Consider the following 24,505-nt stretch of genomic DNA (forward strand, 5'->3'; position numbering starts at 1 on the left):
TCGAGGCCTGTCGGACATGGGTTTGACATCGTTTCGACGCACCGATTTGCTGAACTCGCCCGTGTCGAATTCCGTGTTTCGTTTTGCCACTGTCTCAGGCCAGAGCATCCACTGGTTCCTGAAGCGCAACTGCTCGGTCACGCCGAGCCAGCTCGGCTGGCTTTATGCGTCGCTGTGCGTGGTGTCGCTCGGCATCGGAACCGTCTTCTGGCTGCATGGCGCGCCGCTCGTGCTGCCGTTCGCGTGGCTCGAACTGGCCGCCGTGGGCTTCGCGTTCCTGCTGTATGCGCGGCATGCGACCGACGGCGAAAAGATCGCGCTGCAGGGCGGCCGGCTGGTGGTCGAGCTCGAAAACGGCGGGCACTACGAGCGCACGGAATTCTTGCCGCACCAGGTGCGGGTCGAGCCGGAGGCCAGCGATCGCTCGCTGATCGAGGTTTCAGGTCAGGGTCGTTCGGTCAGGGTGGGGCGCTACGTGCGCCCGGAGTTGCGTGCGGCGCTGGCGCGCGAGATTCGCATGGCATTGCGCGGCGCCTGAGGCTCGGCGCAGTGCGGCACCGTGGGGACCGGTGGGTTAACTGGAAATGAAGAAGTGAACACGATGAAGAGCATTTGGCGCAACAAGCACTGGCCGGCGAATCTGCTGCTGGCGACCGGCGCGGCATTCAGCGGCGCGGCGCACGCGGTCAACGACCTGGCCGGCGGCCCGTCGGTGCGTCAGTTGAATCTGCCGACCGGTGTCACCAAGATCGCCGCGGAGCAGCATTTCCTGCACAACGCGATGATGATCCTGTGCACCGTGATCTTCATCGCCGTGTTCGCGGTCATGTTCTATTCGATCTGGAAGCACCGCAAGTCGGTCGGCCACAAGGCCGCCAACTTCCACGAATCGGTGGTAGTCGAAGTCATCTGGACCATCGTGCCCTTCATCATCGTGATCCTGATGGCGCTGCCGGCCACCAAGGTGCTGGTGGCCCAGAAGGACACCACCAACGCCGACCTCACCATCAAGACCACCGGCTACCAGTGGAAGTGGGGCTACGACTACATCAAGGGCGAAGGCGAAGGCCTGGCCTTCATCTCGACGCTCGACAGCTCGCACCGCGCGCTGTCCGATGCCGGCGCCAAGGGCGACGTGCCGGACGACTACCTGTTCAAGGTCGACAACCCGATGGTCGTGCCGGTCAACACCAAGGTGCGCATCATCACCACCGCCAACGACGTGATCCATGCCTTCGCCGTGCCGCAGCTCGGCCTCAAGCAGGATGCGATTCCGGGCTTCGTTCGCGACACCTGGTTCCGCGCCGAGAAGGTGGGCGACTACTACGGCCAGTGCCAGGAACTCTGCGGCAAGGAACACGCCTACATGCCGATCCACGTCAAGGTGGTCTCGGCTGGCGACTACACCGCCTGGGTGGATGCCAAGCGCAAGGAGGCGGCCGCCAAGCAGGACGACCCGAGCAAAGTCTGGACGCTGCCGGAAATCCTGGCCCGCGGCGAGAAGGTCTATGCGGCCAACTGCGCCGCCTGCCACCAGGCCAACGGCAAGGGCGCCGGCCCGATCAAGCCGCTCGACGGCGCAGCGGTCGTGCTGGATACCGATCACAGCAAGCAGGTCCAGGTGCTGCTCAAAGGCCAGAACAACGGCGCCATGCCCTCCTGGAAGCAGCTGAGCGACACCGACCTCGCGGCCGTGGCGAGCTTCACCAAGAACAGCTGGTCGAACAAGACCGGTCAGATCGTGCAGCCGGCCGAAGTGCTCGCGCAGCGCGGCAAGTAAGCCCCCGCCACCGCGACGCCACGACGAAGAGTTTGCAAGGAATATCAAGATGAGCGCAGTCCTCGACCCCCACGGTCACGCCCACGGCGACCATGCCCACGACGATCACCATGGCGCGCCGGTCGGCTGGCGCCGCTGGGTGTTCGCGACCAACCACAAGGACATCGGTACGCTGTACCTGCTGTTCTCCTTCACCATGCTGATGGTGGGCGGCGTGCTCGCGCTCCTGATCCGCGCCGAGCTGTTCCAGCCCGGCCTGCAAGTGGTCAACCCCGAGCTGTTCAACCAGTTCACCACCATGCACGGCCTGATCATGGTGTTCGGCGCGATCATGCCGGCCTTCGTGGGCTTCGCGAACTGGATGGTGCCGCTGCAGATCGGCGCCTCCGACATGGCCTTCGCGCGGATGAACAACTTCAGCTTCTGGCTGCTGATCCCGGCGGCCATCATGCTGGTGGGTTCCTTCTTCATGCCCGGCGGCGCGCCCGCCGCGGGCTGGACGCTCTACGCGCCGCTCACGCTGCAGATGGGCGCCTCGATGGACGCCGGCATCTTCGCGATGCACATCATGGGTGCCAGCTCGATCATGGGCTCGATCAACATCATCGTGACCATCCTCAACATGCGCGCCCCCGGCATGACGCTGATGAAGATGCCGATGTTCTGCTGGACCTGGCTCATCACCGCCTACCTGCTGATCGCCGTGATGCCCGTGCTCGCCGGCGCCATCACCATGACGCTGACCGACCGCCACTTCGGCACCAGCTTCTTCAATCCCGCCGGCGGCGGCGACCCGGTGATGTACCAGCACATCTTCTGGTTCTTCGGCCACCCCGAGGTCTACATCATGATCTTGCCGGCCTTCGGCATCATCAGCCAGGTCGTGCCGGCCTTCTCGCGCAAGCGCCTGTTCGGCTACGCCTCGATGGTTTACGCCACTTCGTCGATCGCGATCCTGTCGTTCATCGTCTGGGCGCACCACATGTTCACGACCGGCATGCCGCTCACCGGCCAGCTGTTCTTCATGTACGCGACCATGCTGATCGCGGTGCCGACGGCAGTGAAGATCTTCAACTGGATCGCGACGATGTGGCAGGGCTCGATGACCTTCGAGACCCCGATGCTGTTCGCCGTGGGCTTCATCTTCGTGTTCACCATGGGCGGCTTCACGGGCCTGATCCTCGCGGTCGCGCCCATCGACACCCAGCTGCAGGACACCTACTACGTGGTGGCGCACTTCCACTACGTGCTGGTGGCCGGCTCGCTCTTCGGCATGTTCTCCGGCTTCTACTATTGGGTGCCCAAGTGGACCGGCGTCATGTACAACGAGTGGCGCGGCAAGGTCCACTTCTGGTGGTCGCTGATCTCCTTCAACATCACCTTCTTCCCGATGCATTTCCTGGGTCTGGCCGGCATGCCGCGTCGCTATGCCGACTACCCGATGCAGTTCGCCGACTTCAATGCGGTGGCCTCCGTGGGTGCCTTCGCGTTCGGCTTGGCACAGGTCTACTTCTTCCTCTTCATCGTGCTGCCCACCATGCAGGGCAAGGGCGAGAAGGCGTCGCAGAAGCCCTGGGAAGCCGCCGAAGGCCTCGAGTGGGAGGTGCCTTCGCCCGCACCTTTCCACACCTTCGAGAACCCGCCGAAGCTGGATCCCACCGCCACCAAGGTGATCGGCTGAGAGGAATCGCGTCATGACGCCTGAACAAAAGAGGAACAACCGACGCATGGGGCTCACGCTGGCCTCCATCGCGGTGCTGTTCTTCATCGGGTTCATCGTTCGCATGGTCTGGATCGGACACTGAAGATGGGCATCGGCCAGCGCATCCGCCGCGAGAACGTCCGCATGGTCGGCAAGCTGGCCGTGGTGGCGGCCGGCATGTTCGCGTTCGGCTATGCGCTGGTGCCGATGTACCGCGCGATCTGCGAGATGACCGGCATCAACATCCTGTCGCTGTCCGAACTCGCGGTGCCGGGCGGCGCCAGCGGCGGCAAGAACGCGCGGCTGCCCGACAACACGCAGGTCGACACCAGCCGCACCATCACGGTCGAGTTCGACGCCAACGTGCGCGGCCTCTGGGATTTCAAGCCGGCGCAAAGCTCGATGCAGGTGCATCCGGGTCAGCTCAACACGGTGATGTACGAGTTCCAGAACGTGCAGAACCGCCGCATGGCCGCTCAGGCCATCCCGAGCTACGCGCCGCAGCAGGCCGCGCCCTACTTCAACAAGCTCGAGTGCTTCTGCTTCAACCAGTACACGCTCGATGCGGGCGAGAAGAAGCAGTGGCCGGTCGCCTTCGTGATCGACCCGAGGATCTCCAAGGACGTCAAGACGATCACGCTGTCGTACACCTTCTTCGAGGTCGGCGGCAAGACGCCGGCCGCCCCTGTGGCGGCCAATGCGGCGGCATCGGTTGCGGAGCCACGCTCATGACCGCGACCGAAACGCCCCGCAAAGGCTCCCTTTGGCGCACCGTCAAGGCAGTGGCCTGGGGCTTCTTCGGCGTGCGCAAGAACAGCGACTACCAGGAAGACATCACCAAGCTCACGCCGCTGCACATCATTGCCGTCGGCTTTGTCGCGGTGGTGGTGTTCGTCGTCGGGCTGATCCTCCTGGTGAAGTTCGTCGTCGCGCCCTGACAAGAAGATGCCTGCCCCACAGATTTGAATTGAGAGAAGAAAGCCAGGACCTGATATGAGTTCAACCGCCCACGGCACCACGCCCTACTACTTCGTGCCCCCGCCATCGGCCTACCCGGTCCTGGCCGCGACCGGCTTGCTCTTCGTCATCTTCGGTGCCGCCCAGTGGATCAACGGCCATCAGTGGGGCGCATGGTCGCTGGCCGCGGGCATGCTGCTGTGGCTCGGCACGCTGTTCGTCTGGTTCCGCCGGTCGATCAGCGAAAGTGAAGGCGGCCAGTACGGTCACAAGGTCGACCTCTCGTTCCGCTGGAGCATGAGCTGGTTCATCTTCTCCGAAGTGATGTTCTTCGGTGCCTTCTTCACTGCGCTGTGGTGGGCCCGCACGCATGCGCTGCCCTCGCTCGGCAGCCTCGACAACGCCCTGCTGTGGCCCGACTTCAAGGCCGTGTGGCCCACCGTGGCCGCCGGTGCAACGGGTTCGCCGGCCGACATCGTCGAGCCGTTCCAGACGGTCGGCCCCTTCTGGCTGCCGACCATCAACACGGCGCTGCTGCTGAGCTCGGGCGTCACGCTCACGATCGCCCACCACGCGCTGCGTGCGAACCACCGCGCCCAGGCCGTGCGCTTCATGTGGCTCACCGTGGTGCTCGGCGCGACCTTCCTCGGCGTGCAGGGTTACGAGTACCACCACCTGTACACCGACCTGAACCTCAAGCTCAGCTCGGGTGCCTACGGTTCCACCTTCTTCATGCTGACCGGCTTCCACGGCCTGCACGTGTTCATCGGCATGCTGATGCTGCTGTTCATCACCCTGCGGCTGCGTAGCGGCCATTTCACGCCGGAGCGCCACTTCGGTTTCGAAGGCGCCGCCTGGTACTGGCACTTCGTCGACGTGGTGTGGCTCGGCTTGTACTTCCTGGTCTACTGGCTTTGAGCATCCCCGACGGCACAACAAAAAAGCGCCGAAAGGCGCTTTTTTCATGGTGCTTGTGGAACGAGCACAACCTACTTGCCGAGCGGCAATCCCCCCGGCTGGATGTAGCCGAGCTTCCAGGCCGCCAGCAGGCAGAGGAACAAAACCACCGAGAGGCCGATCCGAACGGTGAGCGCGCGCACCATGCCGCCGCTCTTGGCGCGCCCCTCGCGGCCGTCCCGCAGCATGAAGAACAGCGCGAATCCGAGGCTCGCCAGGATGCCGACGAAGGCGAGGGCGACAAGGTATTTCATGACCCCCATTATCGGCGGCCCGACCCGTCCCCTGACTTGAACGATGACTTTCGGCCCCCTGCGCACAACTCGCGCAGAGGGCGTTTCTGGCTGCTCACGGTGGCTGCCGTGCTCACCCTCGCCGCGACCGTTTCGCTGGGTCGCTGGCAGCTCTCCCGCGCCGCGCAAAAAGAGGCGCTGCAGGCGGAAATCGATGCGCAGAAGAATCTTCCGCCGATCGATCAGCAGGCCTTCCTCGCGCTCGACAAGGCCACGTCGGCCTTGCACCGGCCGGTGCGCCTGCGCGGGCTCTGGCTGGCGCCGCACACGGTCTACCTGGACAACCGCCAGATGCATGGCGTGCCCGGCTTCTACGTGCTCACGCCCTTTGCCGTCGAGGGCAGCGAGCAGACCGTGCTGGTGCAGCGCGGCTGGGTGCAGCGCAATTTCAATGAACGGGCGCAACTCGCGCCGGTCGACACGCCAGCCGGCCTGGTCGAGGTGACCGGCAGGATCGAGCCACCCCCCTCGCACCTGCTTGAACTGGGCAAGGCCGCACCGGGGGCGCCGGCGCAGCCCGGCGCGGGGTCTTCGCCCATCCGGCAGAATCTCGATCTCGAAGCGTTCCGCGCCGAAACCGGTTTGCCCCTGCGGACCGATGTCTCGCTGCAGCAGGCCGGGCCGGCTTCCGAGGGCTTGCAGCGCGACTGGCCGGCTCCCGCGCTGGGTGTCGAAAAGCACTACGGCTATGCGTTCCAGTGGTTCGGGCTCGCGACCCTCGTGGTATTCCTCTATGTCTGGTTTCAATTCATCGCCCCCTACCGCCGCGCGCGCCGTCTCCGCCGCAGCTGACGAGCCGCTCGGCCTGACCGTGCACTCGATGCCGTCGCCGCGCCAGGCCCTGGACGGCGCGGAAGGGCGTCGGACCGTGATCGGCCGCTGGAAGATGATCCTGGTCATGCTGTGCTGCGCGGCGCCGGTGATCGCTTCGTACTTCACCTACTACGTGATCCGGCCCGAGGGCCGGCGCGTCTACGGCGAACTCGTCGATCCGCAGCGCAGCCTGCCCGACCTGGTCGCGACCACGCGCGATGGTGCGCCCGTGCGCCTGTCGACGCTCAAGGGGCAGTGGCTGCTGGTCGCGGTGGCCGATGCGGGCTGCGATGCGCTGTGCGAGCGGCAGCTCTATCTGCAGCGCCAGTTGCGGGAAAGCCTGGGCCGCGAAAAGGATCGGCTCGACCGCGTCTGGCTCGTGAGCGACGCCGCGCCCGTCCCCGAGCGCCTGAACAACGGCTTGCATGGCGCGACGGTGCTGCGCGTGCCGGCGGCTCAATTGGCGCAGTGGCTGGCGCCAGCCTCCGGCCACGCGCTGGCGGAGCACCTGTATGTGGTCGATCCCATCGGCAATTGGATGATGCGTTTTCCCGCCCGCATGGATGCGGCCGGCGCCAGCCGGGCCAAGCGCGATCTCGATCGGCTCCTGCGCGCCTCCGCGTCGTGGGACGAGCCGGGCCGCTAGCCGATCATCATGGAAACGAGCTCGCTCTACGACCTCACGCCGATCGCCTGGCTCATGGGCGTCGGGGTGCTGCTCGCCCTCGGTCCGCTCGCCTGGGTCTGGCGGCGCAACACCGGTGCCGGCCCGGCCCGGCGGCTCTACGCCTTGACCGTGCTCACGCTCTTCCTGACCTTCGATCTCACGCTGTTCGGTGCCTTCACGCGGCTCACCGATTCGGGCCTGGGCTGCCCCGACTGGCCCGGTTGCTACGGCAATGCCAGCCCATTCGGCGCCAGCCACGACATCGCGATGGCCGAGGCCGCGCAGCCGACCGGCCCGGTGACACACAGCAAGGCATGGGTGGAAATGGTCCATCGCTACCTGGCCACCGGCGTCGGCGTGCTGATCCTCGCGCTGGCCGTCGCCACCTGGCGCGCGCGCTGGCGCCAGCGGCACGACGCGCAGCATGCGCGCGAACGGCCGCTCAGTGCCTGGTGGCCGGCCGCGACCCTGGTCTGGGTTTGTCTGCAGGGCGCCTTCGGTGCATTGACCGTGACCTGGAAGCTCTATCCCGCCATCGTCACGCTCCACCTGCTGGGCGCCGTCGTGCTGCTGGCGCTGCTGTGCATCCAAGCCGTGCGCTACCGGCAGGCGGCGGCGGAACGGCTGCCCACGGCCGTGCCGCCGATGCTGCGCAAGCTGTTGATCGCCGTGACCGCGTTGCTCGTGCTGCAGATCGCGCTCGGCGGCTGGGTCAGCACCAACTACGCGGTGCTCGCTTGCACCCAGTTCCCGATCTGCCAGAACAGCTGGTGGCCGCCCATGAACTTCACGCAGGGCTTCCAGATCTGGCGCTCGCTTGGCGAGTCGGCCAACGGCACGCCGATCGACTTCGCAGCGCTGACTGCCATTCACTACGTTCATCGGCTGATGGCCTACCTGGTGTTCGTCGCGCTCGGCGTGCTGGTCTGGCAGCTGCGTCGCATCGCGCCGCTGCGCGCGCAGGCGAAATGGCTGGCCGGCCTGGCGCTGTTGCAGCTCGCGACCGGCCTCGGCAACGTGCTGCTCGGATGGCCGCTGGTGGCGGCCGTTCTTCATACCGGTGGCGCCGCTGCGCTCGCGGTGGTGCTGACCTGGGCGCTGTGCGAAAGCCGGGCCGAGCGCGCAGCCGTGCCGACTGGCACTCGCGCCCCCCGCGGCAAGATGGAGGTCGCATGACCACGCCTGCATCGATCCACAGCCCGAGCACCGCCAGCGTCCTGCGCCAGTTCTATGCGCTGACCAAGCCGCGCGTCGTGCAGCTGATCGTGTTCTGCGCACTCATCGGCATGGTGCTCGCAGTGCCCGGCGTGCCCGGCCTGGCCGATTTGCAGCGCGGCGCGCTGGCCTGCATCGGCATCTGGCTGGTGGCCGGCGCGGCGGCGGCCTTCAACTGCCTGGTCGAGAAGGGCATCGATGCGAAGATGAAGCGCACGGCCTGGCGGCCCACCGCACGCGGCCAGCTGAGCGACCGGCAGGCGCTGGTGTTCTCGGCCGCGCTGTGCGCTGCCGGCTCGGCCGTGCTGTGGTTTGCGGTGAACCCGCTCACGATGTGGCTGACCTTCGCGACCTTCGTCGGCTATGCCGTGGTCTACACCGTGATCCTCAAGCCGCTGACGCCGCAGAACATCGTGATCGGCGGCGCTTCCGGCGCGATGCCGCCGGTGCTGGGTTGGGCTGCGATGACGGGCGAGGTCGGGCCCGAGGCGCTGATCCTCTTCCTCATCATCTTCCTTTGGACGCCGCCGCACTTCTGGGCGCTCGCGCTGTACCGCGTCGAGGACTATCGCAAGGCCGGCCTGCCGATGCTGCCGGTGACGCACGGCAACGAGTTCACGCGGCTGCAGGTGCTGCTCTATACCTTCATCCTCTTCGCCGCCTGCCTGATGCCCTTCATCTACGGCATGAGCGGATGGCTGTACCTGGCGGTCGCCATCGGGGTGAGCATCGGCTTTACCGGCTACGCCTTCGCGCTGTGGCGCAACTACTCCGACGCGCTGGCGCGCAAGACCTTCCGTTTTTCACTGATCCATCTGAGCGTGCTGTTCGCAGCGCTGCTGATCGACCACTACCTGCGATGAACGAACTCATGAACAAGCGGCATGCACTTCGGTTGATGGCCTGGACCGGCCTCGCGGCGGCGGCGGGGTTGAACCTCGCGGCATGCTCGGAGAAAAAGCCCAGCTTCAATGCCGTGGACATCACGGGCGCCGACTACGCCAAGGGCTTCTCGCTGACCGATGCCGACGGCAAGCTGCGCACCCTGGCCGACTTCAAGGGCAAGGTCGTGGTGCTGTTCTTCGGCTATGCGCAATGCCCCGACGTCTGTCCGACGACCATGAGCGAGATGGCACAGGTCAAGCAGCAGCTGGGCGCCGACAGCGACAAGCTGCAGGTGCTGTTCGTCACGGTCGATCCGGAGCGCGACACGCCGGCGGTGATGAAGGCCTACATGGGCGCCTTCGATCCGGCCTTCGTCGCGCTGATTCCCACGCCCGAGCAGCTGCCGGCATTGGCGAAGGACTTCAAGGCCTACTACAAGAAGGTCGAAGGCAAGACGCCGACCAGCTACTCCATGGACCACTCGGCGGCCAGCTTCGTCTACGACACCGAGGGCCGGCTGCGACTCTATGCGCGCTACGGCGCGGGCGTGCCGGCGATGGTGTCGGACGTGAAGGCGCTGCTCAAGTCCTGACCGGACGCTGTCGAAGCAATGAAAAAGCCCGGCGACGGCCGGGCTTGATCGGGATCGAAGAGCACCTCAGGCGAAGTCTGCCAGCGCCTTCTTCATCTTCTTCATGGCCGCCACCTCGATCTGGCGAATGCGCTCGGCGCTCACGCCGTACACCGCGGCCAGGTCGTGCAGCGTCATGCCGCCCGAGCCGTCGTCGTTGACCTTGAGCCAGCGCTCTTCCACGATGCGGCGGCTGCGCTCGTCCAGCGCTTGCAGCGCGGTCGAGATGCCGTCGGTCGACAGGCGGTCGCGTTGCCGCGATTCGAGCTGGGCGGTGGGCTCCTGCGTGGCGTCGGCCAGGTAGGCGATGGGGCCGAAACCGTCGTCACCGTCGTCCGAGGGGCTCGGATCGAGCAGCACGTCGCCGCCGGACAGGCGCGTTTCCATCTCCAGCACTTCTTCGGGCTTCACGTTCAGGCGGGTCGCCATTTGCGAGACTTCGTCCGCGCTCAAGGTGTCGCGGTGCGTGTCGCCGTCGCCGGCGGCCGAATCGGCCTTGAAGCTCTGCTTCATCGAGCGCAGGTTGAAGAACAGCTTGCGCTGAGCCTTGGTCGTCGCGACCTTGACCATGCGCCAGTTCTTCAGGATGTACTCGTGAATCTCGGCCTTGATCCAGTGCATTGCGTAGCTGACCAGCCGCACGCCCTGATCGGGGTCGAAACGCTTCACGGCCTTCATCAGGCCGACGTTGCCTTCCTGGATCAGGTCGCCGTGCGGCAGCCCATAGCCCAGGTACTGGCGGGAGATCGAAACCACGAGGCGCAGGTGCGAGAGGATCAACGCGCCCGCAGCTTCGAGATCGTTGTGGTCGCGCAAACGGCGCGCGAAACCCTGCTCTTCCTCGAGCGTGAGCAAGGGCAAGCGGTTGGCTGCCGAAATGTAAGCGTCCAGGTTACCCAGCGGAGGCACCATCGCCCACGGATTGGCGACGGCAAGCTGGTTGGCAGACGCTCCGGACAGTGTTGTCATTGGGGGGAACTCCTTCGTTGGCGGGCATATTAGCACTCGGTTTGAGGGAGTGCTAAGCTTAGGGTTCCCACCCATTTCCAATGGGGTTGATAGGCACAGCCTATTCCAACGCCGTCCTCATTTGGATGGGACGGTGTCTGATCCGGGTGACCGGGAAAGGTTTCCCGTCTACCAGCGCAGGCCGAGCCGCAAGAAGAGGCGCGACAGCACGAACAAGGGGCCGACCCAGAGGTACTGGATGTCCTCGAAGAAGGACGGCTTCTTGCCTTCGATCTTGTGGCCGATGAACTGGAAGATCCACGCCACGACGAAGATGACGGCGGAAACCGGCAACACAAGGTCTCCCATCGCATGCACCACGGCCAGCAGCAGCACCGTGCCGATCAGCATCGTGGCCAGGAAGGCCGGCGAGCGCAGCGTCGCGTAGTAGACCAGGCTGGCCGCGACGAAGGCGTAGGCCACCCAGGGGTGCAGCGCGAACAGCAGGCCGACGATGCTGAACATGATCGCGGGAATGGCGACCATGTGGATCGCCTCGTTGGTCGGGTTCTGGTGGCTTTCGCCGTAGTGGGCAAGCAGGCGGTCGACCTTGCGGTCGGTGCCGGCCAAGGGCGTGTCGGCGATGTGCATGGCAGTCTCCTGGCGGGCTCTGCGGCCCCGAAAGATAATGCCAGAAGCAGGGCCGCGGACGCTAGCCCATCAGGGCCTGGGCAAATTCGCGCGCCTTGAAGGTCTCCAGGTCCTCCAGCTTCTCGCCGACGCCGATGAAATAGACCGGAATCGGCCGCTCCCGGGCGATGGCGCACAGCACGCCGCCCTTGGCCGTGCCGTCCAGCTTAGTGATGACGAGGCCCGTCAGGCCCAGCGTCTCGTCGAAAGCCTTGACCTGGGCCAGCGCGTTCTGCCCGGTGTTGCCGTCGATCACCAGCAGCACCTCGTGCGGCGCGCTCGCGTCGGCCCGGTTGACGACGCGCTTGATCTTCTTCAGCTCGTCCATCAGGTGCAGCTGCGTCGGCAGCCGGCCGGCGGTGTCGACCAGCACCACATCCTTGCCGCGCGCCTTGCCGGCATTGACCGCATCGAAGCTCACGGCCGCCGGGTCGCCGCCTTCCTGGCTCACGATCTCGACCGTGTTGCGGTCGGCCCAGACCAGCAGCTGCTCGCGCGCCGCCGCCCGAAAGGTGTCGGCCGCGGCCAGCAGCACGGAAGCGCCCTCGTTGGCCAGGTGCTTGGTGAGCTTGCCGATCGAGGTGGTCTTGCCGGCGCCGTTGACGCCGGCCACCATGATCACGGTCGGCGTGTGCTCGCCGATCACCAGCGATTTTTCCAGCGGGCGCAGCAGGTCCGCGATGGCGTCGGCCAGGAGCAGCTTGACCTGCGAGGCCTCGGTCGCCATGCTGCTCTTGACGCGGCGGCGCAGATCCTCGAGCAGGTGCTCGGTGGCCTTGACGCCGGTGTCGGCCATCAGCAGCGCGGCTTCGAGCTCCTCGTAGAGCGCGTCGTCGATCTGCGCATTGACGAAGGCCGCGGTGATGCTGTTGCCGGTCTTGCGCAGGCCGGTCTTGAGCTTGCCGAGCCAGCCGCTGCGCTGCTCGGCCTCGGCTGGGGGCGTTTCGATGGGCGGTGGTGCGGGCGCGGCAGCAGGGGCTGGCGGCGGCTCGTCGGCAGACGGCTTGCCGCCAAACCAGCTCGAGGGCGAAAAGACCGACTTGGCGGGCGGCGGCGGCTCGGCAGGCGGTGGGGCCGGCGAAGCCGCAGGTGCCAGGGCAGGGCTCTCGGCCGGCGTTTTTTTCTTGAAGAAACTGAACATTGGGGGGTTTTTACAATCCGAGCCATTCTATGAAACACCCCTCGCCACGCCGCGCTGCGTCTGGTGCGGTGCTGGCCTCGGTGCTGTTCGCTCTGCCGATCCTGCCTGCACTTGCGCAGCAAACCCTGCCGGCCGCCTCCGTCCCTGCCCAAGCCCGACAGTTCACCCTCGCCAACGGCATGACCCTGATCGTCAAGCCCGACCGGCGCGCGCCGACCGCGGTGCAGATGCTCTGGGTGCGTGTCGGCTCGATCGACGAGGTCGACGGCACCTCGGGCGTGGCGCACGTGCTCGAACACATGATGTTCAAGGGCACCAAAGAACTGAAGGCCGGCGAGTTCTCGCGCCGCGTCGCCGCGCTCGGCGGGCGCGAGAACGCCTTCACCACGCGCGACTACACCGGCTACTACCAGCAGATCCCGGCCGACAGGCTGGAGCAGGTGATGAAGCTGGAGTCCGACCGCTTCGCGAACAGCCAGTGGCCGGACGACGAGTTCAAGCGCGAGATCGAGGTCGTCAAGGAAGAGCGCCGCTTGCGCACCGACGACCAGCCGCGCGCCCTGCTCGGCGAGCAGCAGAACGCCGCCGTCTTCATCGCCTCGCCCTACCACCGGCCCATCGTCGGCTGGATGAGCGATCTCGATGCGATGACGCCGGCCGATGCGCGCGCCTTCTTCCAGCGCTGGTACGTGCCGGCCAACGCGGCCGTGGTGGTGGCGGGCGATGTCGACGTCGAGAAAGTGCGCGCCATGGCCGAGAAGTACTACGGCCGCATTCCGAGCCGCGCGGTGCCCGAGCGCAAGCCCCGCATCGAACCCGCGCAACGCGGTATCCGCCGCATCGAGTTCAAGGCGCCGGCCGAGCAGGCCTACGTCTCGCTCGCCTTCCGCGTGCCGCAGATACCGGCCACCGACCAGTTCGACGGTGCGAGCGATTCCTATGCGCTGGTGGTGCTGTCCGCGGTGCTCGACGGCTACCCCGGTGCGCGGCTCGACCGCGCGCTGACGCAAGGTCCGGACCGCGTGGCCGATTCGGCCGGCGCGTACGCGGGCTTCGTCGGCCGCGGCCCGCAACTTTTCGTGCTCGACGGCGTGCCGGCCGCGGGCAAGAGCGCGGAAGCGGTCGAGGCCGCGCTGCGCGCGCAGGTGGCGCTGATCGCGCGCGAGGGCATCGGCGCGGCCGAGCTGGCGCGCGTCAAGACCCAGTGGGTAGCGAGCGAAACCTACAAGCTCGATTCGGTGATGTCGCAGGCGCGCGAACTCGGCAGCAACTGGATTCAGGGCCTGCCGCTCGACGCCAGCGCACGCATCATCGCGCGGCTGCAGGCCGTCACTGCCGAGCAGGTGCAGGCGGTGGCTGCCAAGTACTTCGGCGACGAACAGCTGACCGCCGCCGCATTGCGGCCGCTGCCGCCCGAGACGAATCGCCGCCCGCGCGGCTTTGCAGCGCCGGCCGGCGAGCTGCGCTGAAAGGGTTCCGCTTCATGCTGTCTCTCAAGAACAAGACTCTGCTGAGCGCCGTGCTGGCGGGCGCATCGGTCCTCTTCGGCGCCTCCGCCCAGGCCGCCATCCCGATCGAGCATTGGGCGCTGCCCAACGGCGCGAAGATTTATCTCGCCGCCACCAACGCCTTGCCGATCGTCGATGTGCAGATCGATTTCGACGCCGGCAGCCGGCGCGATCCGCCCGCGCAGGCCGGCCTGGCGGGCGTGACGGCCGGCATGGTCGAGAAGGGCATTCGCGCGAGCGGGCGTCCCGCTGCCGGGCCGCCCCAAAGCGGGACAGCCCCCTCGGGGGGCAGCGAGGACACGTCAGTGCCGAGCTTGGGGGCCTATGACGCGGCGATGGACGAGAACGCGCTCGGCGAAGCCTGGGCCGATCTGGGCGCGAACTTCGATGCCAGCGCAGGCTCCGACCGCATGAGCTTCTCGCTGCGCACGCTGTCCCAGCCAGCATTGCTCGACAAGGCGGTGCGATTGGCCTCGCGCGAAATCGGCGAACCGGCCTTTCCCGAAGACGTGTGGAAGCGCGAGCGCGAACGGCTCAACGCGTCGATCCGCGAAGCCAACACCAAACCCGCGACCATCGCCGGCCGCGCCTTCTCGCAGGCGGTCTACGGCACGCATCCCTATGGCCAGGACACGACCGAGGCCACGTTGGCGCAGATCGACGTCGCCACGATGCGCCAGCGCTACGAGCAGCTCATCCTGCCTTGCCGCGCCAAGCTCAGCATCGTGGGCGCGGTCACGCGCGCGCAGGCGGAGGCTATCGCAACCACGCTGTTGTCGCGCCTGCCCATGGCGACCGAGCCCGGCGCCTGCACCGCGTTGCCGCCCGTGCCGCAGGTTGCCGCGCTCGCTGCGGCGAAGGACGAACGCCTGCCTTTCGATTCGGCGCAGGCGCACGTGTGGATCGGCCAGCCCGGCTACCCGCGCAGCGACCCGGACCATTTCGCGCTCACGCTCGGCAACTACGTCCTCGGCGGCGGCGGCTTCGTTTCGCGCCTGACCGAGGAGGTGCGCGAGAAGCGCGGCCTGGCCTACAGCGTCTACAGCAGCTTCTCGCCGGGGCTGCACGCGGGCGCCTTCCGCATCGGCTTCCAGACCCGCCCCGACCAGGCCGCGGAAGCGGTGAAGGTCGCGCGCGAGGTGCTCGCGAAGTTCGTTGCCGAGGGACCGACCGCGGTCGAACTCAAGGCTGCCAAGGACAACCTGATCGGCGGTTTCCCGCTGCTGCTCGACAGCAACCGCAAGCTGCTCGGCAACGTGTCCAACATCGCGTGGAACGATCTGCCGCTCGACTATCTCGACACCTGGACCGCGCGCATGAACGCGGTCACCGCGGCCGACATCAAGGCCGCATTCGCGCGCAAGCTGCAGCCCGAGCGGATGGTGACGGTGGTGGTAGGCGGCAAGCCTTGAGGGGCAAGAGCTCATGCGTGGCTGACGTTAAGCTGTGCGCGTGAAAGCCATAGCCCGAACCACACCCCCTGCATCGCCCAAGCTCGCGAAGGCGCCCCGCGCCATCCGCATCATCGGCGGCCAATGGCGGCGCACGCGCCTTGCCGTGGCCGACAAGCCCGGCCTTCGCCCAACGCCCGATCGCGTGCGCGAGACGCTGTTCAACTGGCTTGCGAGCCTGGCGGGCGCCGGCGGCGGCGAGCTGCCGGGCTGGCATTGCATCGACGCCTTCGCCGGCACCGGCGCACTGGGCCTCGAAGCCGCATCGCGCGGCGCCGCTTCGGTGCTGCTGTGCGAGCAGGACGCGACGCTGGTGGCGCAATTGCAGACATTGAAGACCAAGCTGGCGGCCGAAGCGGTGCGCATCGAGCGCGGCAACGGTGTCACCGCGCTGGAACGCGCGCCGGCCGGCAGCGCACATGCGGTCTTCCTCGATCCGCCCTTCGAGAACGCGGCGCTGTACGAGCCCGCGCTGCGCGCCGCCGCGCGTGCCCTGCAGCCAGGGGGCGTGATCTATCTCGAAGCCGCTCGTCGCTGGAGCGACGAGGAACTGGCCGCGCTGGGGCTCGCGGCCTATCGCTATCTCAAGGCCGGCGCGGTGCATGCGCATCTCCTGATACTTGCGACTGACAGCACTGCATAATCCGCCGGATCAGGCCGCATCAACTGCATGAGGAGGAAGCCACCATGTCCAGCAACGTGATCGCGGTATACCCCGGCACCTTCGACCCCATGACGCTCGGTCATGAAGACGTGGTGCGCCGAGCGACCCAGCTGTTTTCCAAGGTCATCGTCGCGGTGGCGGCCGGCCATCACAAGAAGGCCTTGTTCACGCTGCAGGAACGCATGGACATGGCGCGCACGGCGGTTCAGCCGTACAGCGACCAGGTCACCGTGGAAAGCTTTTCGGGACTCCTGCGCGATTTCGTCGTCGCGCGGGGCGGCAAGGCCATGGTGCGCGGCCTGCGCGCGGTGACCGACTTCGACTATGAGTTCCAGCTCGCCGGCATGAACCGTTCGCTGATGCCGGATGTGGAAACAGTGTTCCTGACGCCCAGCGACAAGTACCAGTTCATTTCGAGCACCTTCGTGCGCGAGATCGCGATGCTTGGCGGCGAGGTCGACAAGTTCGTTTCGCCCAACGTCCAGGACAGCCTGATGGCCAAGGTGCGGAGCCTCGGCCGCGAATGACGCCGCCCCGTCTCCATGCGCTGGGTGACGCCGCACTGCTGTGCGAACTCCCCGCACCGGCGACGCTGGCACAGCAGCAACTGATCTGGGCATTGGCGACCGAAGCGCTGCAGTGGCGCGGCGTCCACGAAGTCCTGCCCGGCATGAACAACCTGAGCCTGCTGTTCGACCCGGAGCAGATCGATGCTGCCGAGCTCGAGATGCAGGTGCTTTCCGCGTGGCCGCAACTGGCCGCGACCTCGATCCAGGGGCGCGAGATCGAGATTCCGGTCGCCTATGGCGGCGAGGCCGGCCCTGACCTCGCCGACGTGGCTGCGCACACCGGTCTGACGCCGGCCGAGGTCGTGCGGCGCCACAGTGCCGGCGAATACATCGTCTACCTGCTCGGCTTCCTGCCGGGCTTCGCGTTCCTGGGCGGGCTGCCGCCCGAACTGGCGACGCCGCGGCGTGCCGAACCCCGCGTCGCGGTGCCGGCCCGCTCGGTCGGCATCGGCGGCGAGCAGACCGGCATCTATCCGCTGGTGTCGCCGGGCGGCTGGCAACTGATCGGGCGGACCTCGCTCGAGCTCTTCGACCCGCGCGCGGAGGAGCCGACCCTGCTGCGCCCTGGCGACCGCGTGCGCTTCCTCGTGGAAAGCCTCGACGCGTGATGTCGAGCGCCTTCCTGACGATCCTGCGCCCCGGCATGCTGGCCTCGGTGCAGGACCTGGGCCGCTACGGCCATCGCCAGCAGGGCATCTGTCCGGGCGGCGCGCTCGATGCGCTGGCCCTCACGCTGGCCAACCGGCTGGTCGGCAATGCCGACGGCGCGGCCGGCCTGGAGCTCACGATGGGCGGCTGCGAAATCCGGTTCGAATCGCCCACCCGCATCGCCCTGGCCGGCGATGACTTCGGCGCCCGGCTCGACGGTGCGCCGCTGTGGCCCTGCTGGAGCGTTCCGGTGGCGGCGGGCCAGGTGCTCAAGCTGGGCGGTGCCAACCAGTGGAGTTCCAAGGAAGGGCTGCGCAGCTGGCTGGCGGTGGCGGGCGGCATCGATGTGCAGCCGGTCCTCGGCTCGCGCAGCACCGACTTGAAGGCCGGCTTCGGCGGCCATCTGGGCCGGGCGCTGAAGAAGAACGACCGGTTGCCCCTGGGCGTGCCGGCCCTGGATGCGCCACAGATGGCGCGCCGCGCCTTCGGTTTGCGCGCGCCCGAGTGGGAGCACGACGACGACGGCGCGCTGGTGCTGCGCGTCATGCCCGGCCCCGAGTTCGAGCAGTTCACCGTGGCCTCGCGCGAACTGCTGTGGCGTGAGCCCTGGCGCACCACGTCGCAGAGCAACCGCATGGGCAACCGGCTCGAAGGCCCCGAGCTCAAGCGTAAGCGCAGCGCCGACATGCTGTCCTCGGCGGTGATCCCCGGCACGATCCAGGTGCCGCCCTCGGGGCAGCCGATCATCCTGATGGGCGATGCGCAGACCACCGGTGGCTATCCGCGCATCGGCGTCGTCATCCGGGCCGACCTCTGGAAGCTCGCGCGGGCGCCGCTCAACGGCCGGCTGCGGCTCGCGCCGGTCGATGCTGCAGCGGCGCTGGAAGCCTGGGCCGATCAGCAGCGCTACCTGGCGCAGGTGGCGCAAGCCCTGGCGTCTGCAGGCTGGCGCACGACAGCGCAAAATTCCCCCAAGGAAGCCTATGAACCCCCAGGCTCATCACTTCGTGTATTCGCTGCCCCCTGAGGCGGCTCTGCGGGAGGCATGACCATGCAGATTGACCTCAACGCCGACCTCGGCGAAGGCTGCGACAACGACGAAGCGCTGCTTCGCCTCGTGAGCTCGGCCAACATCGCCTGCGGCTGGCATGCGGGCGATGCCAAGACCATGCGCCAGTGCGTGCGCTGGGCCATCGCCAACGGCGTGGCCATCGGCGCGCACCCCAGCTTCCCCGACCGCGAGAACTTCGGCCGCAGCGAAATGCAGCTGCCGCCCGAAGAAATCGTTGCCGGCGTGCTCTACCAGGTCGGCGCGCTGGCGGCGATCGTCAAGGCCGAAGGCGGCACGCTGGCGCACGTCAAGCCGCATGGTGCGCTCTACAACCAGGCGGTGAAGGACCCGGTGCTGGCCGAGGCGATCTGCGAAGCGGTGCGGCGCTTCGACCCCGGCCTGCGCTTCTTCGGACTCGCGGGCAGCGGCATGATCAGCGCCGCCGAGCGCGCCGGCCTGAAGCCGGTGGAGGAAGTGTTCGCCGACCGCGGCTACATGCCCGACGGCAGCCTGGTGCCGCGCAGCCGGCCCGGCGCCCTGATCGAGGACGAAGAGCAATCGCTGGCGCAGACGCTCTCCCTGGTGCGCGATCACAAGGTGACCGCCATCGACGGCACGGTGGTCGACGTCAATGCGCAGACGGTTTGCCTGCATGGCGACGGCGCGCATGCGCTGGAGTTTGCGAAGCGCATCCGCGAGCGCCTCGCGACCGAGGGCATTGCGGTCGCTGCCACGGTCTGATTTCGTCGCGCGCCGTGAACGTGCTGCTGACCGGCTTCGAGCCATTCGACAAGGAAGCTCTCAATCCTTCGTGGGAGGCGGTGCGCGCGCTCGACGGTTGGTGCTGCGAAAGCGCCGTGGTGCATGCGCGCCGCATCTCCTGCGTGTTCGGCGCGGCGCTCACCGAGCTCGATGCCGCCATCGACGAACTGCGGCCGCAACTGGTGCTCGCCATCGGCCAGGCCGGTGGCCGCAGCGAGATCACGCCCGAGCGCGTCGCGATCAACATCGACGATGGCCGCATCTGCGACAACGCGGGCTGTCAGCCGATCGACGAGCCCGTGGTGGCGGGTGCGCCGGTCGCCTATTTCTCGAGCCTGCCGATCAAGGCCATGGTGCGCGATCTGCGCGCTGTAGGCATCCCGGCCGCGGTCTCGAACACGGCCGGTACCTTCGTCTGCAACCACCTGTTCTTCGGCCTCATGCATCGCATCGCGACGCGGCCGGTGCCGGGCATGCGCGGTGGCTTCATCCACACCCCCTATCTGCCGGAGCAGGCGGCGCGTTTTCCGGGCGCACCGAGCATGGCGCTCGACACCGTGATCGCGGCGCTGCGCATCGCGGTTGCCACATCGCTCGCGGTGCGCGAGGATGTGCGCGAAACGGGCGGGCAGTTGAACTAGGCTCTTGCCAACAGCAGGCGCTCGAGCCACGGAATCAGCGCGGCATTGACGAAGGCGGGCTTTTCCATGGTCAGCATGTGCCCGCATTCCTCCACCCACACGAGTTCGGCCCGCGGCACGGTCTGCGCGATTTCCTGCGAGCATTCGGGCGGCGTCAAGCGATCGCCGTCGCCGCAGACCACGAGCACGGGGCAGCGCAAGGAGGGCAGATGCGGGCGCGCATCGGGGCGCTGCATCAGCGCGCGGTTCTGGCGAATCAACTGCTGCGCGCCGGCATCGAGCACGAGCTCGACATAGCGCTGCACCAGCGCCTTGTCGCCGGCCTGCGTCGGGTGAAAGGCGAAGCCCGCGTTGAATTCGATCACGTCGCGCGCCTCACCACGCTCGAAGAGCTCGATCGCCGATTCGCGCAGCTTGTACATGTCCGGCGTTTCCGGCCGCGCATTGGTGCCGAGCAGCGCGAGCCCCGCGATGCGCTCGGGCGCCTGGCGCGCGGCCTCCAGCGCGATCATGCCGCCCATCGAGGCACCACAGAGGATCAGCGGGCCGGCATGCTCGCGCAGCACGGCTTCGGCCATGGTTTCGATGCGCTCGTGGCGCATGTGGGCGTCGCTCACATGCACGTCGAGCGTGGCGGGCAGGGCAGGCAGCTGCGCCTCCCAGAGGCGCTCGTCGCAGGCGAGGCCGGGCAACAGGACAAGACGGGACATCGGTGGATTCTCCGCGAAGAAGCGGCTGCCTACATGCTGACATCTGCTGCGAGGAGAATAGAGGCCAGACCATGTCCACCGAAATCATCCTGATCCGCCACGGCGAAACCGACTGGAATCGCGAACTCCGCTTTCAAGGCCACATCGACGTCCCCCTCAACGACCTTGGCCATGAGCAGGCACGCCGGCTCGGACTGCGGCTCGCAGGCGAGCCGGTGCAGCACCTGATCAGCAGCGACCTGATGCGCGCGCAGCAGACGGCGGCGCCGGCCGCGCGCCAGCTCGAACTCGAGATCCTCACCTCGGCCGCGTTGCGCGAGCAGCACTTCGGCATCGTCGAAGGCATGCGCGCCGACGAGATCCAGAGCCTGCATCCGCGCGCCTGGGAAGACTGGCTCCAGTTCCGCGAAGACCATGCCATGCCCGAAGGCGAGTCGGCGCGCCAGTTCCACGCGCGCATCATCGAGGCGCTGAGCCGCATCGCCGGCGCCCATGCGGGACAGAAGGTGCTGGTGGTGACGCACGGCGGCGTGCTCGACATGGTCTGGCGCACCGCGCGCGGGCTGGGCTTGAACGGGCCGCGCCAGAGCGAGATTCCCAATGCGGGCTTCAACCGCATCCGCATGGCCGACGCCGCGGCGCCGGAACAGATCGAGATCGTCGACTGGGCCGACACGCGACACCTGGCCGATCTGCCGCCGCAGCCCACCTACGACCAGAGCCGCCATCTCAAGAAGTCATGAGCGCCCGTTGTCGCCGCACCCATTGCGCTGGAGCACCGGCAGCAACTGCGGCCCGAACGACTTCAGCAACTGGACCGGCAGCGCGCTCGTGAAGCGGTAGCGCGCGGCGTGGGGCTCGCGCACGTACGCCAAGATCGTGCCGTAGTAGCGATCGCCGATCATGAAGACGAAGGTGGCCGAGCGGCCGATCTTGCGCTCGGCGATCACCTGGCCGCCGCGCCCCCTGAGTTCGTAGCGATGGTCGCCGGTGCCGGTCTTGCCGCCGATCTCGATCGCGCGGCCGTCTGCGCCCACGAGCGCACCCTTCAGGCGCCGTGCCGTGCCTTCGCGCACCACCGAGAACAGCGCCCGCCGCGCCGTCGCGGCCACCTCGGGCGGCAGCACCTGCAGGGCGGCCGGGCCACGCTGTTCGAGCCGGCTCTCGTAGGGCGTGTCGCGTGCGAAGTGCAGTGCGCCAACGCGCTGCACCGGCCGCCGCGCGCCGTCGTTGACCAGGATGCCCATCAGTTCCGCCAGCGCCGCGGGCCGGTCGCCCGATGCGCCGATCGCGCTCGCGTACGAGGGCGTCAACGACGCGAAGGGGTAGCCCAGGCGCTGCCATGAGCGATGGACCTGCGCGAAGGCGTCGCGCTCGAGCAGCTCGCGGATGCGCCGGTCCTGCGCGCTCTTGTGGCGCGTCTTGAAGAGCCAGGCATAGACCTCCTGGCGCTCGCGCGCGCTGGCGTCCAACGCCTGGGCCAGCGTCGCGTCCGGCTGCTGCCGCAGGAAGCCGACCAGCCAGAGCTCGAGCGGATGCACGCGGGCCACGTAGCCGCGGTCGGCGAGCGACAAACCGGCATAGGTGTTGCGCAGCGCACGCAGCGCGCGCGGCGAGCCGGCACCGCGGCCGAGCTTGCGCGCGAGCAGTTCGTCGAGCTGCGCATCGCCGGCTTCGGGTTCGATCGTGAACAGCACGCTCGCGAGGCGCGGCGCCGATGGCCGCACGCCGCGCAGCAGCAGCGCTTCGGCCTCGGCCGCCGACTTGCCCTTGTACTTGCGATGGAAGCGCGCGAGGTAGGCCGAGCCCTCGTTGTCGGCGAAGCGCGCAAGCATCTCGCGGCGGCGCGGGTCGGCCGGATCCTGCAGCAGGCGCTGGCCGTCGGTGGCTTCGCCGAACATCCGGTGGTAGACGATGTCGCGCATTAACCGGATGAATACCAGGTTGACCGAATGATTGAAGGCTTCCTGCACGGTCATCGAAGCGGCGGCGTGCGTGCGATCGAAGTTCTCGAAGTGATGCAGGCCGCCGCCGGTGAAGAAGGCCTCGCCTTCGCTCGCCGAGTAGCGGCGCTGCATTGCAGCCTCCAGCATCGGTGCAAGGCTGCGGTCCTTGGCGTGCAGAAGGTACTGCCGTGCCCACGTGCCGAGCGGATCGCGATCGCTGGGCTTCAGCGCGGAGAGCGCGGGCGCGTCGAGCCCGACCCAGCGTTCGTGCAGCTCGGCGACCAGTTCGAGGTAGCTGACCAGCGTGCGCAGCTTGGCCGTCGAGCCGAGATCCAGCCGGGCGCCCTGGTTCACATCGAAGGGCTGATCGATGTTGTCGGCCTGAACGCGCAGCAGGTTCGCGTGCGCGCCGCGCTCATACAGCGTGAAGCTGTAGATCAGCGGGCTGAGATTCGCGCCCGGATCCAGCCGGTGATCGCCGATGAGCCCTGCTGACTTCGCCGCGGCGGGCGTGCGCAGCCTGGTCAGCGCGTGGATGGCAAGCGCCTGGGCCTCGTTGTCGAGGCTGGTTTCCGCTTCGAGGTCGAGGCGTTCGAGGTCGTAGGCGCGCGGCACATCCAGCAGCGTGGACACATGGTTGCGCAACGCGTTCACCGCCTTGCGTTGCACGAAGTCCGGGCGCGGCGCCGCCGGCAACTCGGCCTGCTGCTGCAGCGGGACTGCCAGCGCGGCATCGCGCAGCGCGGGCGCGATGATGCCCGCATCGCCCATCAGCCGCAGGTAGCTGTCGGTGAGCCCTGTCAGGCCCTCGCCGTTGCCGAGCAGATGCTGCGAGGGACGACGCTGCGCGATCATCAGCGACAGCGCCTGCTTGAACGCCACGGCCTGGCGGCGCAGCGCCTCGTCCGATGGCGCCGTCTCTCCGCCGGTGTCGGCCAGCAGACGATTGACTTCGCCGAACTCGCGCCCGTACCAGGTCCACAGGCCATCGCCCAGGCCATGCACTTCGCCGAATCCCGGGCGTGCCGCCAGGGGCACGGTGTCGAGGTAGTCGACGACGATCTGGCGGCGCCGTGCCAGCGTGTCGTCGCCGTCCTGGTAGGCACGCAGCGAGGCCGATGCCATCTGGCGCAGCTTGTCGCCGACCGAGGCCGTGCGACCCCCAGGCGAATGGCGGTACTTCTCGATCTGCGTGGCCAGCGTGCTGCCGCCGGAGGCCGGGCGCGTGACGTCGAGCGCCCGGTGCATCTGTTCGAGCGCGGCTTTCGCGAAGCGCTCCGGATCGATCGCGGGGTTGCGCTGCGGCGGCTGGGCATCCAGCAGATGGCGATCCTCGACGAAGAGCAGGGCATTGACCAGGAGCGGCGGCACCTCCTCGAAGCGTTCGTACACGCGCTGCGGCACGCGCGTGCGCAGCAGCGTCTGGGCGCGGCAGTCGCTCACCGTCAGGCCGGCCTGGTTCTTCTCGCGGTAAGGCCCGAAAAGCCCGCGTTCGTGCAGCTCGATCAGCCGCGGCGACATGCGTGCCTGGCGGGTCAGCACATAGCCCTGGGCCTGCAGGCGCTCGATGTAGTTGGGCAGCTGGCGGTAGCCCAGGCGCTCGTCGTAGGGTCCGCTATGGGGAAAACGGATGGCGGCGCTGGCGCCGGCATCGACGCTGAAGCGCGCGTCGCGCGCGTAGTCGTGCCACAGCGCCGATTGCAGCCGCGAGGTCTTGAGCTCGTCCACGGCGAATGCGACGAGCGCAGCCACCCCGGCGAGCGCCGCGCCGAGCCAGAAGACCGTTCTGAACCTTGCCACGCTCTGCCTCGCAATGAGCCCGTACCGTGGGTTCGTCAGCATGAATGATGCTCCTTTCGGCGCTATTTGGCATAGC

Annotated in this window: 27 protein-coding genes; 21 read left to right on the forward strand and 6 right to left on the reverse strand. The window is 67.6% G+C overall.

What is annotated here, in order from left to right:
• The first annotated feature begins 61 nt into the window (after window positions 1-61).
• The 7 genes from ACSQ9A_RS05670 to ACSQ9A_RS05700 all read left to right on the forward strand — a co-directional run bounded on the left by ACSQ9A_RS05670 (window position 62) and on the right by ACSQ9A_RS05700 (window position 5,357).
• Window positions 62-538: a DUF2244 domain-containing protein gene (locus ACSQ9A_RS05670; RefSeq protein ID WP_214698851.1), complete on the forward strand. Its 477-nt coding sequence runs from the start codon at window positions 62-64 to the stop codon at window positions 536-538.
• 63 nt (window positions 539-601) lie between these two features.
• Entirely contained in the window at window positions 602-1,780 is a 1,179-nt protein-coding gene (gene coxB, locus ACSQ9A_RS05675) for a cytochrome c oxidase subunit II (RefSeq protein ID WP_436293930.1), read from the forward strand.
• 49 nt (window positions 1,781-1,829) lie between these two features.
• The gene (ctaD, locus tag ACSQ9A_RS05680) at window positions 1,830-3,461 is read left to right on the forward strand and encodes a cytochrome c oxidase subunit I (protein WP_436302972.1); all 1,632 of its coding nucleotides are present in this window, start codon (window positions 1,830-1,832) and stop codon (window positions 3,459-3,461) included.
• 13 nt (window positions 3,462-3,474) lie between these two features.
• Window positions 3,475-3,585, forward strand: coding sequence for a cytochrome oxidase small assembly protein (locus ACSQ9A_RS05685; RefSeq protein WP_212733682.1), 111 nt, complete (start codon window positions 3,475-3,477; stop codon window positions 3,583-3,585).
• Between the two features lie 2 nt (window positions 3,586-3,587).
• A complete protein-coding gene (locus tag ACSQ9A_RS05690) occupies window positions 3,588-4,214 on the forward strand; it encodes a cytochrome c oxidase assembly protein (RefSeq protein WP_436302973.1) in 627 nt (208 codons plus the stop codon).
• A complete protein-coding gene (locus ACSQ9A_RS05695; RefSeq protein ID WP_093109059.1) occupies window positions 4,211-4,420 on the forward strand; it encodes a DUF2970 domain-containing protein in 210 nt (69 codons plus the stop codon). Before ACSQ9A_RS05690 ends, ACSQ9A_RS05695 begins: the two co-directional genes overlap by 4 nt.
• 55 nt (window positions 4,421-4,475) lie before the next feature.
• A complete protein-coding gene (locus ACSQ9A_RS05700) occupies window positions 4,476-5,357 on the forward strand; it encodes a cytochrome c oxidase subunit 3 (protein WP_093109058.1) in 882 nt (293 codons plus the stop codon).
• Window positions 5,358-5,428: 71 nt separating this feature from the next.
• On the opposite strand, the gene ACSQ9A_RS05705 is transcribed toward ACSQ9A_RS05700, so the two are convergent.
• Window positions 5,429-5,659: a twin transmembrane helix small protein gene (locus tag ACSQ9A_RS05705; protein WP_093109057.1), complete on the reverse strand. Its 231-nt coding sequence runs from the start codon at window positions 5,657-5,659 to the stop codon at window positions 5,429-5,431.
• 90 nt (window positions 5,660-5,749) lie between these two features.
• Between ACSQ9A_RS05705 and ACSQ9A_RS05710 the strand changes: the two genes are divergently transcribed.
• From ACSQ9A_RS05710 to ACSQ9A_RS05730, 5 genes are read left to right on the forward strand one after another with little or no spacing between them, the layout of a single operon-like run.
• On the forward strand, window positions 5,750-6,481 hold the full coding sequence (locus tag ACSQ9A_RS05710) for an SURF1 family protein (RefSeq protein WP_436302974.1): 732 nt from the start codon (window positions 5,750-5,752) through the stop codon (window positions 6,479-6,481).
• On the forward strand, window positions 6,423-7,148 hold the full coding sequence (locus ACSQ9A_RS05715) for an SCO family protein (RefSeq protein WP_436302975.1): 726 nt from the start codon (window positions 6,423-6,425) through the stop codon (window positions 7,146-7,148). The genes ACSQ9A_RS05710 and ACSQ9A_RS05715 overlap by 59 nt, the downstream gene beginning before the upstream one ends.
• A gap of 6 nt (window positions 7,149-7,154) precedes the next feature.
• Complete coding sequence (locus tag ACSQ9A_RS05720; protein ID WP_436306260.1) at window positions 7,155-8,345, forward strand: COX15/CtaA family protein; 1,191 nt, start codon at window positions 7,155-7,157, stop codon at window positions 8,343-8,345.
• A complete protein-coding gene (gene cyoE, locus ACSQ9A_RS05725; protein WP_436302976.1) occupies window positions 8,342-9,247 on the forward strand; it encodes a heme o synthase in 906 nt (301 codons plus the stop codon). Before ACSQ9A_RS05720 ends, cyoE begins: the two co-directional genes overlap by 4 nt.
• An 8-nt stretch (window positions 9,248-9,255) precedes the next feature.
• A complete protein-coding gene (locus ACSQ9A_RS05730; RefSeq protein WP_436306261.1) occupies window positions 9,256-9,861 on the forward strand; it encodes an SCO family protein in 606 nt (201 codons plus the stop codon).
• A 66-nt stretch (window positions 9,862-9,927) separates the two neighbouring features.
• Here the strand turns inward: ACSQ9A_RS05730 and rpoH are convergent, their stop codons facing one another.
• The 3 genes from rpoH to ftsY form a co-directional block, all read right to left on the reverse strand.
• The gene (rpoH, locus tag ACSQ9A_RS05735) at window positions 9,928-10,869 is read right to left on the reverse strand and encodes an RNA polymerase sigma factor RpoH (protein WP_436302977.1); all 942 of its coding nucleotides are present in this window, start codon (window positions 10,867-10,869) and stop codon (window positions 9,928-9,930) included.
• Between the two features lie 168 nt (window positions 10,870-11,037).
• Complete coding sequence (locus tag ACSQ9A_RS05740; RefSeq protein WP_436302978.1) at window positions 11,038-11,499, reverse strand: DUF962 domain-containing protein; 462 nt, start codon at window positions 11,497-11,499, stop codon at window positions 11,038-11,040.
• A 61-nt stretch (window positions 11,500-11,560) separates the two neighbouring features.
• Entirely contained in the window at window positions 11,561-12,679 is a 1,119-nt protein-coding gene (ftsY, locus tag ACSQ9A_RS05745; RefSeq protein WP_436302979.1) for a signal recognition particle-docking protein FtsY, read from the reverse strand.
• A gap of 29 nt (window positions 12,680-12,708) precedes the next feature.
• On the opposite strand from ftsY, the gene ACSQ9A_RS05750 reads away from it, so the two are divergent.
• Genes ACSQ9A_RS05750 through pcp form a run of 8 tightly spaced genes read left to right on the forward strand, consistent with a single transcriptional unit; the run spans window position 12,709 to window position 19,973 of the window.
• Complete coding sequence (locus ACSQ9A_RS05750) at window positions 12,709-14,148, forward strand: M16 family metallopeptidase (RefSeq protein ID WP_436302980.1); 1,440 nt, start codon at window positions 12,709-12,711, stop codon at window positions 14,146-14,148.
• A gap of 14 nt (window positions 14,149-14,162) precedes the next feature.
• Window positions 14,163-15,599, forward strand: coding sequence for a M16 family metallopeptidase (locus tag ACSQ9A_RS05755; RefSeq protein ID WP_436302981.1), 1,437 nt, complete (start codon window positions 14,163-14,165; stop codon window positions 15,597-15,599).
• A gap of 40 nt (window positions 15,600-15,639) precedes the next feature.
• Window positions 15,640-16,281, forward strand: a complete 642-nt coding sequence (locus ACSQ9A_RS05760; protein WP_436302982.1) for an RsmD family RNA methyltransferase — start codon at window positions 15,640-15,642, stop codon at window positions 16,279-16,281.
• A 44-nt stretch (window positions 16,282-16,325) separates the two neighbouring features.
• The gene (gene coaD, locus ACSQ9A_RS05765) at window positions 16,326-16,829 is read left to right on the forward strand and encodes a pantetheine-phosphate adenylyltransferase (protein WP_093109048.1); all 504 of its coding nucleotides are present in this window, start codon (window positions 16,326-16,328) and stop codon (window positions 16,827-16,829) included.
• Window positions 16,826-17,479 carry a 5-oxoprolinase subunit PxpB gene (gene pxpB / locus ACSQ9A_RS05770; protein ID WP_436302983.1) on the forward strand — a complete coding sequence of 218 codons (654 nt, stop codon included), beginning with the start codon at window positions 16,826-16,828 and terminating at the stop codon, window positions 17,477-17,479. The genes coaD and pxpB overlap by 4 nt, the downstream gene beginning before the upstream one ends.
• Entirely contained in the window at window positions 17,479-18,546 is a 1,068-nt protein-coding gene (locus ACSQ9A_RS05775) for a biotin-dependent carboxyltransferase family protein (protein WP_436302984.1), read from the forward strand. The genes pxpB and ACSQ9A_RS05775 overlap by 1 nt, the downstream gene beginning before the upstream one ends.
• A gap of 24 nt (window positions 18,547-18,570) precedes the next feature.
• Window positions 18,571-19,311, forward strand: coding sequence for a 5-oxoprolinase subunit PxpA (gene pxpA / locus ACSQ9A_RS05780; protein WP_093109092.1), 741 nt, complete (start codon window positions 18,571-18,573; stop codon window positions 19,309-19,311).
• Window positions 19,312-19,331: 20 nt separating this feature from the next.
• Window positions 19,332-19,973 (forward strand): pyroglutamyl-peptidase I, encoded by a 642-nt coding sequence (pcp, locus tag ACSQ9A_RS05785; RefSeq protein ID WP_093109091.1) that lies wholly within the window; start codon window positions 19,332-19,334, stop codon window positions 19,971-19,973.
• On the opposite strand, the gene ACSQ9A_RS05790 is transcribed toward pcp, so the two are convergent.
• Window positions 19,970-20,683: an alpha/beta fold hydrolase gene (locus ACSQ9A_RS05790; RefSeq protein WP_436302985.1), complete on the reverse strand. Its 714-nt coding sequence runs from the start codon at window positions 20,681-20,683 to the stop codon at window positions 19,970-19,972. The two genes, pcp and ACSQ9A_RS05790, sit on opposite strands and share 4 nt — an antisense overlap.
• Before the next feature lie 71 nt (window positions 20,684-20,754).
• Here ACSQ9A_RS05790 and ACSQ9A_RS05795 point away from each other — a divergent pair, with 71 nt between their 5' ends.
• On the forward strand, window positions 20,755-21,426 hold the full coding sequence (locus ACSQ9A_RS05795) for a histidine phosphatase family protein (protein ID WP_436302986.1): 672 nt from the start codon (window positions 20,755-20,757) through the stop codon (window positions 21,424-21,426).
• Here the strand turns inward: ACSQ9A_RS05795 and ACSQ9A_RS05800 are convergent.
• Complete coding sequence (locus ACSQ9A_RS05800; RefSeq protein WP_436302987.1) at window positions 21,421-24,471, reverse strand: transglycosylase domain-containing protein; 3,051 nt, start codon at window positions 24,469-24,471, stop codon at window positions 21,421-21,423. The two genes, ACSQ9A_RS05795 and ACSQ9A_RS05800, sit on opposite strands and share 6 nt — an antisense overlap.
• Between the last annotated feature and the right edge of the window lie 34 nt (window positions 24,472-24,505).

It is taken from the genome of Variovorax sp. LjRoot290 (assembly GCF_964253985.1).
Classification (GTDB): Bacteria; Pseudomonadota; Gammaproteobacteria; order Burkholderiales; family Burkholderiaceae_C; genus Variovorax.